General features: G+C 41.0%; 13 protein-coding genes. 5 read left to right on the top strand and 8 right to left on the bottom strand.

Annotated elements, in window-relative coordinates; genetic code table 11:
* Nucleotides 1-23 precede the first annotated feature (23 nt).
* From LY624_RS20010 to arfA, 3 genes are all read right to left on the bottom strand, one after another.
* Nucleotides 24-1,622: a lytic polysaccharide monooxygenase gene (locus LY624_RS20010; RefSeq protein ID WP_130151930.1), complete on the bottom strand. Its 1,599-nt coding sequence runs from the start codon at nucleotides 1,620-1,622 to the stop codon at nucleotides 24-26.
* Between the two features lie 55 nt (nucleotides 1,623-1,677).
* Nucleotides 1,678-4,845, bottom strand: a complete 3,168-nt coding sequence (locus LY624_RS20005) for a glycosyl hydrolase family 18 protein (protein WP_130151931.1) — start codon at nucleotides 4,843-4,845, stop codon at nucleotides 1,678-1,680.
* A 486-nt stretch (nucleotides 4,846-5,331) separates the two neighbouring features.
* Nucleotides 5,332-5,520, bottom strand: coding sequence for a ribosome alternative rescue factor ArfA (arfA, locus tag LY624_RS20000; RefSeq protein WP_062567747.1), 189 nt, complete (start codon nucleotides 5,518-5,520; stop codon nucleotides 5,332-5,334).
* A 248-nt stretch (nucleotides 5,521-5,768) separates the two neighbouring features.
* Between arfA and LY624_RS19995 the strand changes: the two genes are divergently transcribed.
* A complete protein-coding gene (locus LY624_RS19995) occupies nucleotides 5,769-6,014 on the top strand; it encodes a BrnT family toxin (RefSeq protein WP_130151932.1) in 246 nt (81 codons plus the stop codon).
* Entirely contained in the window at nucleotides 6,004-6,183 is a 180-nt protein-coding gene (locus tag LY624_RS19990; RefSeq protein ID WP_130151933.1) for a hypothetical protein, read from the top strand. The genes LY624_RS19995 and LY624_RS19990 overlap by 11 nt, the downstream gene beginning before the upstream one ends.
* Nucleotides 6,184-6,338: 155 nt before the next feature.
* On the opposite strand, the gene LY624_RS19985 is transcribed toward LY624_RS19990, so the two are convergent.
* The 4 genes from LY624_RS19985 to LY624_RS19970 form a co-directional block, all read right to left on the bottom strand.
* Nucleotides 6,339-6,812, bottom strand: coding sequence for an RES family NAD+ phosphorylase (locus LY624_RS19985; RefSeq protein WP_130151934.1), 474 nt, complete (start codon nucleotides 6,810-6,812; stop codon nucleotides 6,339-6,341).
* Nucleotides 6,812-7,246, bottom strand: a complete 435-nt coding sequence (locus LY624_RS19980) for an antitoxin Xre/MbcA/ParS toxin-binding domain-containing protein (protein ID WP_062567750.1) — start codon at nucleotides 7,244-7,246, stop codon at nucleotides 6,812-6,814. The genes LY624_RS19985 and LY624_RS19980 overlap by 1 nt, the downstream gene beginning before the upstream one ends.
* A gap of 196 nt (nucleotides 7,247-7,442) precedes the next feature.
* A complete protein-coding gene (locus LY624_RS19975) occupies nucleotides 7,443-9,983 on the bottom strand; it encodes a TonB-dependent receptor plug domain-containing protein (protein WP_130151935.1) in 2,541 nt (846 codons plus the stop codon).
* A gap of 292 nt (nucleotides 9,984-10,275) precedes the next feature.
* Nucleotides 10,276-11,226 carry a sensor histidine kinase gene (locus tag LY624_RS19970; protein ID WP_130151936.1) on the bottom strand — a complete coding sequence of 317 codons (951 nt, stop codon included), beginning with the start codon at nucleotides 11,224-11,226 and terminating at the stop codon, nucleotides 10,276-10,278.
* 98 nt (nucleotides 11,227-11,324) lie between these two features.
* On the opposite strand from LY624_RS19970, the gene LY624_RS19965 reads away from it, so the two are divergent.
* Entirely contained in the window at nucleotides 11,325-12,629 is a 1,305-nt protein-coding gene (locus tag LY624_RS19965) for an HD domain-containing phosphohydrolase (protein WP_130151937.1), read from the top strand.
* Between the two features lie 79 nt (nucleotides 12,630-12,708).
* A complete protein-coding gene (gene hemH / locus LY624_RS19960; RefSeq protein WP_130151938.1) occupies nucleotides 12,709-13,731 on the top strand; it encodes a ferrochelatase in 1,023 nt (340 codons plus the stop codon).
* 50 nt (nucleotides 13,732-13,781) lie between these two features.
* Here the strand turns inward: hemH and LY624_RS19955 are convergent, their stop codons facing one another.
* Complete coding sequence (locus LY624_RS19955; RefSeq protein ID WP_130151939.1) at nucleotides 13,782-14,930, bottom strand: benzoate/H(+) symporter BenE family transporter; 1,149 nt, start codon at nucleotides 14,928-14,930, stop codon at nucleotides 13,782-13,784.
* Between the two features lie 219 nt (nucleotides 14,931-15,149).
* Here LY624_RS19955 and LY624_RS19950 point away from each other — a divergent pair, with 219 nt between their 5' ends.
* Nucleotides 15,150-16,454, top strand: a complete 1,305-nt coding sequence (locus LY624_RS19950) for a DUF5666 domain-containing protein (protein ID WP_130151940.1) — start codon at nucleotides 15,150-15,152, stop codon at nucleotides 16,452-16,454.
* Nucleotides 16,455-16,500: the final 46 nt, after the last annotated feature.

Here is a 16,500-nt window from a genome sequence, read left to right as displayed (position 1 = left end):
TGAAAAGTTTGAACTACAAAACTTTAGATTTCTGTCCATACTTGGCTTTCACTCGGTACATCACCTTGAGTCCACCATTGTGCGCGATAGCGCTTTCCTTGATAGGTTACTTCGGCACTGCCCTGATAGGCTTTGCCACTCGTCCATTGTTCAGATGCTGTACCCGCTTCAAGCTGCCATGCATCACTGCTGTCAGGCTGTGCACCTTGATTCCACCACTTGGCACTGTAAATTCCACCGCCAAAACTGACTTGATCGCCGGTGTTATATTGGCGCGTGCTATCCCACGTAGGTACGCTTGGTTCGGTAGGTGTTGTGTTGGTGTCTAGCACATTCACAACAAAACGTGTTTGAGTGGTTAATTCACCGTCTGATACCGACGCTGTCACTGTGTAGCTAGTATCGCTATTAACCTCTGGCGCGACGATGGTGATATCAGCTCCAGTGCCTGTAAAACTCAGTGGTGCAGGTATATTCCAGCTATAAGTTAATGCGCTTTGTTGATCATCAAAGGCATGCAAATGCACTTTCGTACTGCTATTTTCATTAACTTGTAAATCATCGGGTTGATGAACAATGGGGGCTGTGTTTTCAGGTGCAGCTTGTACACTTAATGCAAAGCTGTAGTTTGCATTGGTTGCAAACACTTGATTTGTTAGTACATCGTTGGCATTAAAGGCAATACTGCCATCACTACCTTGAACACCAACTTGCAACAGGTGACTGTAATTAAGATTGAGTAACTCAGCAAAGGTTTGCTGCCAATTCGCTTGATTTTCGCTGGTTATTTGCATTTGTTGAGTCACTAACTCTTGCCCTGCTTCGTCAAACAAACGTGCAGAAACATTGCCACCGACAACAGCGTCTTGCCCTTGGCGAACAAAGTAACTGAGTGCAGACCAGTTTGTTGAATCTGTTGGTCCAGCGTCGGTTACAATAGTAATATCGCTACAGTTATAAAAACCTTCACCACCGGCATCCTCACGCTGCCAACGCGTATACAAGATTGCATCACCGCTGCGACCAGCAGGAATTGAGACACTCATTTCGTAATAACGATCATTGTTTGCATCAATAACAAAATCGAGGTTGCCGTATTCAGCAACTAACTCTAAGTCATTCCAAGTTAAAACTTGCGTTGCCCCATCGAAGCCTGGCTTTGTTAGGTAAAATTCCCAGAAGCTAGGGTTATGTGGCGTGCTTGCTAAAAAGCGAACTAAAATATCGCCATTCGCATTTGGAATAACATCACTGCGTTGCCAATGCGGCGAAGGCAAATCCATACCTCGTTTTGCACTATCTCCTGCGGCACACAATGCCCCATCGGGTACACTTTGTTTTACTGCGGCAATGTTAGTGTAATCAGCCGTATTAGCCGAAAACTCAATATCTTGTACAAACTGTACATGTCCTGATTCAACAAATGCTGCTCGACAAGCTAGATTTGGAATACCACTGCCATCATCAGGCCACCAATAACCACCATCAGCATTACAAATCGCCTGACGTGCTTTAGGACTTTCTAAAAATCCGTGGGCATTAACATGGCTTGATGCAAAGCCAAGCAACATGGTGCTTGCCACTGCCGATAAAGACAATGCCTTCGATTTAATAATTTTCATTGTTGTGTTCTCGCTGTAGAAACGCGGAGCAATCTCCTTGCTCCGCTTTATTGAGTTAAAGTGTGCAACTCACTGTCCAGTCAGCTGTTGTGCCTGGCTCTGCGCTTGTCCACCACTTTGCTTCGTAAACCACATTGTTGTGATTCATAAGATCGCCGCCTAGAGCATGAGTTGGGTTACCTGCCCAATCCGTTTGCGGCCAGTTTGGATAAACAGGGATACTTGTTACATCAACACCTTCACATGTCGCACCATTTCCACCAGTGTTACCGCCTGTGTCACTGCCTGAATTTGGCGTGCCAGGAACGGCATCTGGTAGCATTGGGTACTCATATTTGAACGCGTATGTTTTACCGCCCTTTTCAATCGTGAAGTTGCTTGGGCCAGTAATTGGCATGTAATACATCACTTGGGCATTTACGGTTTGGCCTGTATTAAAGGCTTTTTCGATACCGCCCCACTCATTTGTAAGCGTGATAGAAAAACGATGGAACTCATTTTCATAGCCACCAATGTTATTACCAGCTGCATTCGAGCCATTCACATCCACAGCCATACCCAGTTTTTCTTGAGCATTCCAATTTGATTTGAAAATAGCTGATGTAGATACAGGTACATCAAAACTGATTTTCGCACCGCTTAAATCAATATTTGAATTGTTGGTGAATGAGAATGTAGGCGAAATTGGGTAGTTATCATCACCAATTGGGAAGTCTTTCACTGTAAAGCTGACATCAACCGCTTCACTCGGTACAGTGAAATTAACGTTACCTTGATGCGTGTCATACGCAACACCACTTTGATTAAACTTATTGTAAGCAAGTGTTGTTAGGCTTGAACCCATGAAGTACTCACCTTTTGCTGAGTCATAATCAAAGTCACCAGCAAGCTCCCAGAACATGATGCCACCAAGGCCGTTGTTGATAACGTAATCAACTTTGGTTGCCATTGATTGCTCATCTTCGATTGATAAGAATACTTTTTTATCTGCATTCCATAACCATGGAGCCACAGCCACATTGTCGTAATGACGTGTATAAGTGCCTGTTAATACATCATTTGGATCAGTACTTGGTGTTAAACCATAGATTTCAAGATAAGACGGGTTAATACCGTTTTCTAAGTTTTTAGCATGCCATAGTGGGTTTGAGCCAGCAGGCATTTCTTCACCAGCGTCATTTTTATCATGCCACAGGTTATCGATACCTAATGCTCCGTTACCACATTTGTTCTTCTCACCAACGCCTGTTCCTTTAGCACATTTAGATTGGTCAGGCAGTGCAGCTTGTCCCCATAATCCATTTGTACCGCCAGATACATCTTTGAAACCACGGGTATAATACGGAATACCAATGTTGATACGACCCGCAGATACTGCACCGCGGAAATAACGTACAGCCCAATCTGTATTTAAGTAACCAATACCTTCAAATTCTGCCGTTGTATACACCCCCCATTGCGCAAGCTCTGAATCAAGGCCTGTATCAAACAATGCAGCATTGTGACCCACGTGCGAGTTCCATGCACCGTGTAAGTCGTAAGACATAATGTTCACATAATCTAGGTACTTAACACTTTGGAAAGTTTCCATACCACGTAACAAGTAGCCTGAAGATGGAGAAGCAATTGTTAGTAAGTAATGTTTACCCGCTTTTTGGCCGGCAATATCAAGTTCTTCACGAAGTTTTTCCATAAGAACACGGTACGATGCATTTAAACCCGCACGGCGTGCATTCGAAATTGGGAAATCATCCGGATGACCTGAGTCATTCATTGATGAAGGGTATTCATAATCAATATCAACCCCGTCAAACCCATATTTTTCGATGAACTCAACTGCACTTTTCGCGAAAGCGTTAATACCAGCTTGGTTTATTGAACCATCAGCATTCGTTGTCATAGTGTAAAAACCACCACTATTAACACGTGTGCCATCAGCACCAAAGTAGCCACCTGTTTCGGCCCAACCACCAACAGAAATCAATGTTTTTACATCTGGGTGTTGTTTCTTAAACTTGTTGAGAAGATTAAAGTGACCTGAGTAACTAAAGCTTGGATCCATCTCTGCACCGGACACACCAGGCCAAGTCATGTTAGTGGCAGGGTTACCAGGCGCATTAGGGTCGCCAATTGATACCTTGTTGTTAGCATCAACATGAGCAAATGCATAGTTAATGTGCGTGATCTTATCCCATGGAATATCGTTTACTAAGTAACTAGGTTGACCATTTGCACCATTTCGCCAGCTTGTGAAGTAGCCAATAACACGGCGTGGGTGATCTGCGCCCATTTTTTCACGACCATTTGCATCATACACAGTACAATACGGCGTATTTACGCCTGGAGTTTGATATAAGCCTTGTGGTTTACAATCTGCACCAGGTGGAGTTGCTTCAACAACATTAACAACTTTAGTTGCTGTGCCAGTCGCACCTTCGTTATCGGTGACCGTTAACATGAAAGTAACTTGACCTAAAGCGGTAGCCTGCCATGTGTAGCTTGAAGATGCAGTATTAGCTTGGTGAACAGCGGTGCCATTTTCAGACAAACTAAGTCCTGTTACTTGGCCATCACTGTCTGAGCCAGATAGTGCAAACACAAGCTGTGAGCCAACGGTAATTTCATTGGGTACAGCACTAAATTCAATGCTGGCTGTGGGTGCTTGATTTGTTGGGTCCACAACATCCGACACACTCACCGTGTTAGCTACGGCAGCCGATGCTAAACCTAAATCGTCCGTTGCAACAGCACTTATAACATGGCTACCAGCAACCGCTTGCCAGTTAGTTGAATACGGTGGTGCACTAACAACAGCAACCGAAACATTATCAACAAAAAACTCAACACTGGCGACATTGCCATCGACATCGCTCGCCTGCGCACCAATGACAACGCTGTCACCACTATTAAATAAAGAACCATCAGCAGGTGTTAAGCTAGTGACTTGAGGAGCTTGGTTATCAGTGACAACGCTGTCACAAGCTCCCAAAAAACGCCACTCTTGATCTGTGCCAGAATTCTCCACGGGGTTTGACTGTGTCCACCACTTGGCTTCATAGGCATTATTATTCGCCTGAACTTGGCTACCGCCAACGTGCGTTTGTCCTTGTTGCCATACTTCAAGATTACTGCAATCAACTGCAGCTTGTGCTGTAAAGCCATATAATCCAAGTGACATTGCACTTAGCTTAAAGGCATTTTTTATAAATTGATGTGAGCTCATTCGCTCCCTCCGCCCAAGGTTGTTATAACATTTATTTTACATTTCCAACTTAAAAGTAACACAAAAAACAAATGGGTCAACCTTAAAATTACCGATAAAAGGTAAAAATCAAATCCTTTTGGGCGTAAAATGCTTAGTTACAAACCAAAAAGAATGAATCCATTTACTCTTAATGAAACCGAGGGAGGATTCTACAACTAAAAAGTGAACACAAAGTTAACAGCAAATTAACCTTGCTAACTATGATTAACACAGGGTTTTTGAATTAAAGGCAGGGAGAAACGGGTTACAATGGCAAATAAAATACGTTTCTTATTTGGGTATATAACGAATAATCTAGTTTTTAGAAAAAAATGTATAAAAATTTTGTGTGTTTTTTGTTCTTCTCTGTTCACTTTTCAGCTTAGAAGCAAATTTGAGGTATAAAAAAAGCAAACTTTGCCAGTTTGCTTTTCTGTAAAAATCCTATTTGATCACAACTAAAATCTAAGCAGCGATTAAATAGGACTCTCGCCCTGCATGTTTTGCCTTACGTTGGTAAGCGCCTTTACCTTTTTTAGCTTTTTCTACCTTTGATTTAAATAATTTTGAAGTGACCAATGCCGCATAGACATTGTCATTAATAACACCGCGACCAGTATCAACTTGGCTTTGGTTATGTTTCTTTTTGCTCATTTATTGCTCCTATTTAAAGTGCCGCGATTATATACACGGTTTAAAGCTACGCAAGTGGTTTTAAAAAATTTCTGTTTTATTCACTGCTTTAACGAACTTGAGGATGATTTTTTATTTTTCAACCCATCTATTGTTTTCTTGTCCAATCAAAACTACCAGTAGTGACAATCATGACACATTTGTACAATATTCATACAGATGTAAAGTGATAATCTTCATTTCTAAATTAATTTTCTAAGGAGGGAGTAATGGAGTTTGAATGGGATGACCCTCTCAGACAAGAAAGAAGGGATATCAGAAACAATTATGGAGAACCTCGCTACCAGACAATAGGAAAGGGCCCTGTTGGGATATTATTTGTCGTTTATACTGTTAGAGTTTACGAGTTAGGTAAGCCTATAAATAGGCTTATTTCTGTTCGTAGGGCTAACAAAAAAGAAATTTTACAATATGAATCAAGAACATTTGCAAGAGGACTTCAAAATGAGCGATAACATAACGCGATTGTCGTTAAATCAAATTAGGAAATTGAGAAGCTTATCTAATTCAAAGAAATTTAACGATACAAGTGAAGAAGATATTCAAAAACAAATAGCTGATGATCCAGATCTTTATGAGCTAACGGATGAAGAATTAGCAGAGTTTAACTTATCAAGGAAATAAAATGAAAAAACAATCAGGAAAAGTAAGGTTATCTCTTAAAGAATTAAAAAAATGAAAGGAAAATCTAATATAGTTAAGCTTCTCAGTGAACAGCAAAAAGAACGTGAAAAAGTTGATGTTAATAAACCAAATTAATAGTGCTACTTAAAGTAACCTCAAAGTTTTGCGGCTAGCCGATTAGGGTAAAGAAAGTTTTGACAATCAATGCTTTGAATACGACTGATATCTTTATGTAGTGGGTTTATTAAAAAGTTATATTCGTCTGGACATAAACTGGAGGGAACTTGAAGCACCGCGGCCTCCATCGAAGCAAGCCAATTAGAGCCTAACGCCTGAGTATCAGCAATATAAGGGTGATCATCCCATGCTTTTGGCAGCTCTGAAGCAACTAACCTGATAACTTTTAGGTCATCGGGTATTTGAATCGTTGTGATACTCAGGTTTTTACTTAAAATATCCGTTGTGTCATTCACTAAACGTTCAAGCATTGCCAGTGATCGTGAGCTGGCGGTATACACAATTGGCTTACCAACAAAATGCCACCGTCCCTGCGCATACAAGCCACCTAATCCAGATAACGCGTTAGTTAGGTCGTTATGTACTTTAGGTGCGATCCGATAACAAATCATTAAGCAGTAAACCCATACTCAAGCCCTAAAATAACACGCTTAATCAGCGCTCGACCGCGAATGGTATGAATCACCGATTTCGGCTCTTGATTAGCAAACTGAATGTTAGGAGTACTAAGCCATTCATTCCATCGTTTAACATCACCAAAATAGGCTATACCTTGTGAAGAAATACGTGCAACCTCTAAGGCGTTTTCACTTAGCTTAGCATTAAGGCGTTTTCTGTCTTTGCTATAACGCTCAAGAGTACGCGTCGTTGTGCCTATTGAAGTCGCTAGAATATTAGCATCCCAATTTAGCTCTTTACCAAGAGATTTAATAGCACTGACTGTCACCCCCTGCGTGGCAACATTGATTTCATCTATTGTATTAGAGTGAACGGTCACTCTGCCATCGGTAACAACACCTAGGTAATCTGTTTCAATCACATTCATATTTCACCTCGCCGAAAATCGACATCTGTCATTCATTATAGTGACACTTGTCGTTTTTTACAATTATCATTGTGCAACCTTTCCTTATTACGTTTTGTAAAAGTGCATGGTGCAGCTTTTGCATCTGTTTAGATTTAGGAATGAAAATAGCGCCAAATGGCGCTATTTTAAGTTTTAAAATTGCAGCTTGATTGCGTTAAAAGCTAAAGCTCAGTTTTGCGTAATAAGTCATGCCATCAAAACCATAAGGTAAAGCACGAACAGGATACTTAAAAGCTTTATTAGTAATAAAATCAAGCACCTCGTCTTCACCTAACTCATCAGGTGTTACATCAAAAATATTATCAATACCTGCCGATAGCATCAGTTCATCGGTCAATTGATAGCCAACATTAACATCAACTAATACAGCTGATTCAACAGTGCTGGTATCTTTGAACTTGCCTGTTGGCGATAGCTCATCAGGTAGACCTATGTGATCATTACCAAAGTATTTAACATCCGTTTCGCCGTAATAATTGAAACGCACCATGCTATTGAAATCACCGCGATCATACTCAAAAGTAAGTGTTGCGCGCTCACCCGGTTGTCCATCAGTTAAAAAGCTACGTTGTAAGTTATCAAGAGCAACTGAATCAGGGATCCCTTCTGGCGCATTAACATCATCAATTTCTGTGTCATTTAAATTACCTGCAAAAGTCGCAGAGAAGTTACCTTCGTACAAATCAGTGCGGTAAGAGGCAATAATATCCACCCCTTTGGTCGTTGAATCAACAGAGTTTGAGAAGTAATTAGCTTGCTGAGCACCCGTTGCATTTAGCGCAGCGACAGCTTCTGGACTAAACGCCACATCATTTGCCGACATCAAGCTGCCTAACGTAATGCGGTCTTTAATTTCAACATGATAGAAATCAACCGTTAACGATAATTCACTACTTACGTTATATACAAAGCCTGCACTTAAATTTTCAGAGCTTTCAAGACCTAAATTATCCACGCCGAGTGCTGAAGGGAAATCAGACCCCGCCGTTGCAGTGAACGATTGTAACAACACACCACCAGCACCTAGGTTAGTGGTGTAGGCAGTGTATGCACTTTGTTGTAATGATGGTGCTCTAAACCCTGATGAAATCGCTCCACGAACGGCAAAGTCGTCTGTAATTTCATATCGAGTTGCCAGCTTACCAATGATATCATCACCTGCATCAGAGAAGTCTTCATAACGAAGTGCGGTACTGACTTGCCACGCATCGGTAATTAAGGTTTCAGCATTTACATAAAAAGCGTAGCTGTGGCGGCTTTCTTTGTTTGACGCTTCTGGACGTAAACCGTTATAAGCTTGAAAACCACACTCAGCAAATACCCCCTCATCATTGACCGCAGGATATGAAGTATCGGTGTTCGCTAAGCCGCATGCGTATGAGGCTGCTTCGCCAGGCACTATTTGATAATTCTCTTTTCGGTATTCAGCACCTACCGATACATAAACAGGCTCACTACGACCAATATCTAAAATACCGTTTAAATCGGCATTAACGGTGGTTTGATCAAATCTAAAACCACCAGAATAACCACCTGTTGGGCCCGCATTTGCGGCAATATCTGCATCACTTGCATCGGGGTTATTCGCTACATACTCAGCAGCATAAGAAGCATTTATGGTATTTTTTGACGTAAAGTCATAGCTATTTTCACCATACACAGCTGATAGGTCATAGCTCCAATCTGTATTCAGCTCACCACGGAACCCTAAGGCTACCGAGATATCTTCAGCTTCATTATCAATACGTGGCAAAAAGCCATCACTGTATACTTGCACTACATTTTTGGCGGCTTCGTTGTAATTACGGTAAAAACCATTGCCTAATGCAGTTCTATTTGAATAACCGCCAAATGAATACAGCTCAATATCGCCTAGCGGCAAAGCCATATTATAGAATAACGATGTAAATTCGCTGTCAGCATTACCTTGTCCCCAACGTACATCATCAGATAAAGCCCCTGCTGGCTCGCCTAAAGCTCCCCCTGTGTCTCGCTGTGCTCGGTTAGTGCCGTCAGCATCTCGATATTCGGCTGAAAAGTTAATAAAACCCCCTTCGTCGCCTAAATCAAAACCACGATTTAAACCAATCGATATTGTATCGCCGTCGCCTTCGCCTGTACTTCCTGCTTGCACATACCCTGTAGTTATCCCCGTCGAATCATTTAGCGATAAGTTGATAACCCCTGCAATAGCATCTGATCCATACTGTGCAGCAGCACCATCTCGAAGTACCTCAACCCCTTTTAGGGCTGTCAGTGGAATCGCATTCATATCAGTACCAGCGGCACCCGCGCCGACAGTACCATTTAAACCAAAAATAGACTGATTATGACGGCGTTTGCCGTTTATAAGCACAAGCGTTTGATCTGGTTGCAAACCACGCAATGTAGCCGGCCTAAATAAGTCTGATCCGTCAGACACCTGAGTACGAGAAAAGTTAAAAGATGGTGCGGTTGCTTGTAAGCTTTGACCAAGCTCAGTGAAGCCCCCTTTGTTTAATGTATCAGCATCAATTAAATCAATCGGAGATGAAGACTCTGTAGCAGTCCGATTAGCCACTCGCGAACCAAGCACTGATATTTGCTCTATATTTTTATCGGCTTTTGTACCCTGTGCTTCTTGAGCCTGCGTAGAAGTCGCGGTCAGCGCTAAACTCACCGCTACGGCAAGTAAGTTAAAAGAATGTGTTGTCATATGTGTCCTGTTGATAATTTTAGGCTTGCTTTCGTTAAAGTGAGGCGCCCCTTAGAAAAACGAAAGTAACCATTAAGCACGTATAGTCGATTTTAAATCGCTGTGTTGAAAGCTAACTCAAGCCTGCGAGTTAACCTTTAAGAAACATCCTATCAACAAACCAAGCAAATGGAAGAAAAAAAAGTTACGACTTAGGTATAAATTTTTCAAATAACAGAAATTACAAATTAGCACTGGTTAAATTTCACTAAAAACCAACACAAAAAAGGATACTAATGCAAAAAATAAATAATTAACCTTCTAGTCCAATTTGATTTAATACGGGGAATATACAGCTAATTCGTGACCCCATACCCTCAGCGCTTTGGATATCGATCTCTCCTTGATGCTCATGAACAATTGCATACACCATTGTCATTCCCATTCCTGTGCCCTCACCCACTGGCTTGGTGGTAAAAAAGGGATCGTAAATTTTAGCGATCGTTTGCTCGCTCATACCACATCCATTATCTTCAACATCAATGTGAATACGTCCATCAAGCTCATAAACAGATACTATGATGTTAGCATTGTCATTATTTTTACAGGCTTGGCTTGCATTAATCACTATATTTACAATTACTTGGCTAATTGCAGATAAATTACACCAACTTACAGAGATAGGGCTAAAATGGCTGTGTAGTTGACAATGCTTTAATTGATTAGCAAGTAACTTTAGTGCACTTTTAACAGCATCTGTCATATCAGAAAACTGTTTTTCATGGCTTTTGGGACGAGAAAAGTCTAATAAATTAGCCACAATTTTACTTATACGCTGAAGGCCTTGCGCGGTGTCGCTTATAAGCTCAGGTAAATCATCAGAAACAGCTCGAAACGAGTGCGATCGATTCAACTGAGTGAGTCGTTGGCAAAACGTTTCTTTATCTGTCGTGCTACATACAAACTCATCACACAGTTCAAGCAATTCGCTGAAATAAGTACAGTGGCTTTTCAGACTATCAATATTACTCATACTGTAGGCCAATGGATTGTTAATTTCGTGCGCCACGCCTGCACACAAAGTTCCCAAAGTAGCCATCTTTTCAGCTTGAATAAATAAAGCCTGATGACATTTCAAATCCGTGATTTTTTGTTCTAATTCACTATTTAGCGCAACTAGAATACGACTTTTATCTGCTAGTAGTTGCTCAGCTTCTTCTCTGGCTGCTTTCTCAAGTAAGTAGGCTTGTTTAAAATCATCCATTTTTAGCCTCAAAATATAAAATCGTCTCTACTAAAACCTAGCACAAGCCCTAATTTGAAGCTATGTTATTGATTAAAGATAATTCATAGTGCGTCCACATGGCAGAACCAGCAGTCAAAGAACATATTCAAGTTTTATGCATTGATGATGATGAAATTGTATTGCGCACTTTGCAAAGGCTACTCGTGTCTTATCACTTAAGTGTTAAAACAGCGCTTGATCCCACCGAAGGATTGAAACTGTTAAACACTTACACATTTGATGTCATTATTTGCGATATGCGTATGCCACAAATGGACGGTGCTGATTTTTTCGCACAAACACTTGATATTGCCCCAGATGTACACCGAGTTTTACTTACCGGCTACGCTGATATAGACAGCACAATTTCTGCGGTTAATAAAGGAAAGATCCACGCCTATATACAAAAACCGTGGCAAAATGAGCTACTGATACGAACGGTGAATGATGGCATCGAAAAAACAACGCTAAAGCGTAAAAATAAACAGCTCGAAAAACAAATAAAAGCGCAAAACAACCAACTAAAAGAGCTCAATAACAATCTTGAGCAAATGGTAGAAAAACGAACACAACAAATACGTAAAGTGCTTAAGCAGCTTGAAGATGCAAACGAGCGTGAAAAACACGAGCACCGCACAACATTTGAAATTTTATATAATTTTATTAACGCCAACCCTTATCTCGATGGCATACAAGCGCAAAATATAGCCACCACCTGCAAACAAATTGCACAGAGCTTAGGGTTAGACCAAAAGCATATTAATATGGCCGAAATGGCAGGTTATTTAGCACAAATAGGCTTACTTGCTATGGAACCTGCACTATATAAGACTCCTACTCGTGAATTACCCGAAAATCAAAAAAAAGTATTCTACACACACCCAAGCACAGCTCAATTAATGCTCATGCCAGCAACACATTTGCATGATGTTTCTGAAGCCATTTACCATCAGTTTGAGCATTACAACGGAACTGGTACTCCCAAAGGTTTAAAAGGTAAAGATATCCCAATCACGGCAATGATCTTGGCCGTTGCCCGTGATTTTTGGCAAGCCGTAGATAATGTAACTGTGCAAGAAAATAAATTTGCAAGCGCGCTAGATCAATTGCAGCTATACAGTGGTACGTATTATCACCCCAAATTACTTGAGGTTTTAGCGAATTTAAAAATCACATGTGCGAGTAATCAACAAGTCGGTAGTATGAAAATACTGTCTGCAAATGAGTTAAAAAATGGCATGGTACTCGGTCATGCATTAAGAAATTACGATGGCATCCTATTATTACCAAAAGGTCATATTTTTGGTGCCAAATCGATTGCAAAGCTTCAGCAACTTGAGGCGAAAAAACCAAATCCTTTCAGGATCATGATCAAAAATTAACGAACAAAAGTGATCACATAACCCCATTACTTCGTTACAATATGATTTATATTACGTTTACTTTCAAAAGGAGCGCTCAGTGTCGCGATTTTCCGCTATTACAGACAAGCCGCATGATGGCAGATTCAATAAAAAAACGGGCATATTATTGACCAACTTAGGGAGTCCTGATGCCCCAACAACAGCGGCACTGAGAACGTATCTACGCGAATTTTTATCTGACCCGCGCATCGTCGAGATCCCACGTTTTATTTGGATGATCATTCTGTATTGCTTTGTACTGACGCTCCGCCCAAAACGCTCTGCAGCACTTTATAAAAGTATTTGGACTGAAAACGGCTCACCATTAACACATATAACCCGCGAGCAAAGTAAAAAGCTGGCGGCCCTTTTAAAAGAAAAAGGCCATCAAGATACTGAGGTTGTTATGGCTATGCGCTATGGTAACCCATCAATTGAAGCAGGCCTTGAAGAACTTCGCGAAAAAGGCATTACTCGGGTGATTGTGCTGCCACTTTATCCGCAGTATTCAAGCACTACAATCGGTTCAACCTTTGATGCTGTATCGAACGTATTACGTAAATGGCGCTGGGTACCCGAGTTTCACTTTATAAACGGCTACCACGACCACCCTGTTTACATTGACGCCCTAGCAGCGAGTATTAGCGAGGATTTAAACGCTCATGGTACGCCACAAAAACTAGTCTTTTCGTACCACGGCACGCCTAAATTGTTCTTAGAAAACGGCGATCCTTATTACTGTTTTTGTATGCAAACCACACGTTTAGTTGCCGAAAAGTTAGGCTTGGAAAAAGACTTCGCAGTGACCACCTTCCAAAGCCGCTTTGGTAAAGCAGAATGGTTAAAACCATACACAGATGCCACACTTGAGAGCTACCCTAAAGAAGGCATCAAAGATGTTGCAATTTTAAGCCCCGCCTTTAGTGCTGACTGCTTAGAAACATTAGAAGAATTAGAGGGCGAAAACCGTGAAAACTTCGAACACGCTGGCGGTGAAAAATACCGCTATATTCCAGCATTAAATACGCGTGATGATCACATCAACGCCATGTTTGAAGTTATTAAGCCTCTGCTTAAGTAATTTTAGTTAGGCCCTAATACTAGGGCCTTTTTAATATTGATATTTAGCTTCTAATCTTTTCGCGTCATGACCAATGTCACTGTACCAGCTATAATCCCCCAAAAAGCCGAACCAACGGTAAACAATGTTAAGTTTGAAGCCGTCACCAAAAATGTCACTATAGCTGCCTCGGTATAATAAGCTTCCGTTAACGCTTGCTGTAAACTACTGGCAATTGTGGCAAACAAAGCTATGCCCGCTAAGGCTAAAATCAGTGCTTGTGGTAAGCTCGCTACTAAACCAACTAATGTCGCTGCTAGTAACGCCATGATGATATAAAACACACCACCAGCAATACTTGCCCAATAACGTTTATCAGGGTTCTTATCAGCTTCGGGGCTCATACAAATTGCAGCGGTGATTGCCGCTAAGTTTATCGAGTAACCACCAAACGGCGCGATAAACACATTTACAAGCCCCGTAACATTCAAAGCCGCCGAAACTGGCGCCTTGTACTGATGAGCCTTTAAAACAGCGATGCCCGGTAAGTTTTGCGATGTCATCGTCACAATAAACAGCGGTAAGCCCACACTGATCATGGCATTTAAATCAAACTCAGGAGCAATATACGCAAACTCGCTTAATTTCCATTGCCAGTTGCTTGTATCGATTTGACCAGTAAAGCCTGCCATTAAAAAGCCAACCACAACAACAGCTAACATCGCAAAGCGCGGAAAATAACGTTTACCAAATAAGTAAACAGCGACCATGACACCAATGACTAATGGCAGCTCATTCATAAAATTGAATACATCTATACCAAAATTCACTAAAACACCCGCTAGCATCGCACACGCTAACTGACTCGGAATTTTGTTCATCACTCTTTCAAAAATACCAGTGATCCCGCATAAAAACACCAATACCGCCGAGAACATAAACGCTCCAACAGCTTGATTTAAGGTATAACCTTGTGCACTGGAAATAAGTAATGCAGCCCCCGTGGTCGACCACGCAATTAAAATGGGAACCTTATAGTAATATGACAACGCAATAGAGCTGGCTCCCATCGCAAGGCCAAGCATAAGTACCCAACTGGCTATCAAATCAGGCGTACCACCTAGCACCATGACTAATTGATAAATCAAGGCAATTGAGCTGGTAAAACCAATAATTACCGCTACGAGGCCCGCAGTTGCTCGACTGATCAGTTGACTCATAAAGGGTAAACTCCTTGCAAAAAATGCAGATAAAAACCTACCTTATCGCAAGGCGTACACAATGACACTGTACACTTTTGTAGTATTTTAAGATTTATTTACTATACAGAATCAACGGTAGTTCTCGCTGCAAACATTAACAAAATTTAATTTGCTCTCCACCTTGTAGCAATCCTTGCTTAGTTAAACTACAGACACTGACTAATTTAAGGACTAATCATGACTAAACTAACCAATCAAAATCACTTATCTATTATCACATTAGCGACAATCAGCGCACTCCTTACTGGCTGTGGCAGTAGTGGTAGCAGTGAACAACCAGCACAAAATACGCTTACTCTTCCTAGTTTATTAGTCGGTGAAGTTAGTGCGCTATCTGATACCAGTATTACCGTTAATCAGCATCAAATTGCAGCAAATAATGCTGACATTGAAATTGATGACAACCGCGCATCAATCAAAGATCTAAAAATTGGTATGATGGTAGAAGTTGAAACAAATGGAAAAGAAGCAACAGAGATTGACTACGATCCAAGCTTCAAAGGCCCTATTAATATTAACGAACAAGGCGCAACCATTGCGGGGATCAAACTAAAAAACCTAAAGACAGAAAACCTGTCAGATGGCAGCCTTGTTGAGCTAAGTGGTTACAACAATAACCACAGTGAATTTACAGTTACCTACCAACAACCATTAACTAATAATGCAGAATTGGAGCTTGAAGGCTTCATTACTGAGTTAAATACCGCAGCATCTACATTTAAATTAGGTAATTTAACCATTCAATACCAACATGCAGATATAGACGGCACATTACAAAATAACCAATATGTTGAGCTAGAAGGTTACCTAAATGGAAAATTAATCATTGCACATGAGGTTGACGCTGAGCGCAATTTTGAAGGCAATGACAACACTGACACAGAATTACACGGCACAATTACGTTTATTAATAATGACATCACCCTCGTTACGCTGAATAATCAGTGGCAAGTTAGTATCACAGAACAAACCACGTTCGAAGACATTACCCGCACAACATTAGCGATTGGAGATACAATTGAAGTAGATGCTGTATGGCAACAAGCTAATAACTGGTTCGTAGCTCGCGAAATCGATCTTGAGAAAAGCCATACTGCGCCAAGTTCAACCCCTAGCTTTAGTGTTTCTGGTCTTGCCAGCTATAGTGATGGAAACATCACTATCAACGGGGTCAACTTACAAGTAACAAACAGAACGGTGTTTGAAGATGAGTTAACAGCAGATACACTTTCAGGTGAATGGTTAGAGCTTGAAGGGATTATTGACGGTCAAAACTATATTGTCAGTGAAGTCGAGCGTGACAACAGTAATGAGTTACTGGAGTTGAAAGGCATAGTGACTGCCAATGCATCACAACAAGCTAGTTTATTTGGCTATATTAGCGAAGATAACAGCTTAGCGAGCTTTACAGAGCAATATGTTGACCTAGAATGCCAGTGGGTACAAGATAATATTGTACGTGCATGCCAACTTGATGATTAACAATAAAATTTAATAATGGCAGTGCTAAATGTGCTGCCTAACCAAT

It is taken from the genome of Pseudoalteromonas sp. N1230-9, assembly GCF_032716425.1.
Classification (GTDB): Bacteria; Pseudomonadota; Gammaproteobacteria; order Enterobacterales; family Alteromonadaceae; genus Pseudoalteromonas.
The sequence above is the reverse complement of the archived record's forward strand: the minus strand, read 5'-3'. Positions and strand labels throughout refer to the sequence as shown.

What these genes read in the sequence shown, in the direction of transcription:
- LY624_RS19985 (WP_130151934.1), bottom strand. Translation starts at nt 6,812, where the DNA reads ATGATTTGTTATCGGATCGCACCTAAAGTACATAACGACCTAACTAAC.
- LY624_RS19970 (WP_130151936.1), bottom strand. Translation starts at nt 11,226, where the DNA reads ATGGATGATTTTAAACAAGCCTACTTACTTGAGAAAGCAGCCAGAGAA.
- LY624_RS19965 (WP_130151937.1), top strand. Translation starts at nt 11,325, where the DNA reads ATGGCAGAACCAGCAGTCAAAGAACATATTCAAGTTTTATGCATTGAT.
- LY624_RS20010 (WP_130151930.1), bottom strand. Translation starts at nt 1,622, where the DNA reads ATGAAAATTATTAAATCGAAGGCATTGTCTTTATCGGCAGTGGCAAGC.
- LY624_RS19980 (WP_062567750.1), bottom strand. Translation starts at nt 7,246, where the DNA reads ATGAATGTGATTGAAACAGATTACCTAGGTGTTGTTACCGATGGCAGA.
- LY624_RS19990 (WP_130151933.1), top strand. Translation starts at nt 6,004, where the DNA reads ATGAGCGATAACATAACGCGATTGTCGTTAAATCAAATTAGGAAATTG.
- LY624_RS20005 (WP_130151931.1), bottom strand. Translation starts at nt 4,845, where the DNA reads ATGAGCTCACATCAATTTATAAAAAATGCCTTTAAGCTAAGTGCAATG.
- arfA (WP_062567747.1), bottom strand. Translation starts at nt 5,520, where the DNA reads ATGAGCAAAAAGAAACATAACCAAAGCCAAGTTGATACTGGTCGCGGT.
- LY624_RS19995 (WP_130151932.1), top strand. Translation starts at nt 5,769, where the DNA reads ATGGAGTTTGAATGGGATGACCCTCTCAGACAAGAAAGAAGGGATATC.
- LY624_RS19950 (WP_130151940.1), top strand. Translation starts at nt 15,150, where the DNA reads ATGACTAAACTAACCAATCAAAATCACTTATCTATTATCACATTAGCG.
- LY624_RS19975 (WP_130151935.1), bottom strand. Translation starts at nt 9,983, where the DNA reads ATGACAACACATTCTTTTAACTTACTTGCCGTAGCGGTGAGTTTAGCG.
- LY624_RS19955 (WP_130151939.1), bottom strand. Translation starts at nt 14,930, where the DNA reads ATGAGTCAACTGATCAGTCGAGCAACTGCGGGCCTCGTAGCGGTAATT.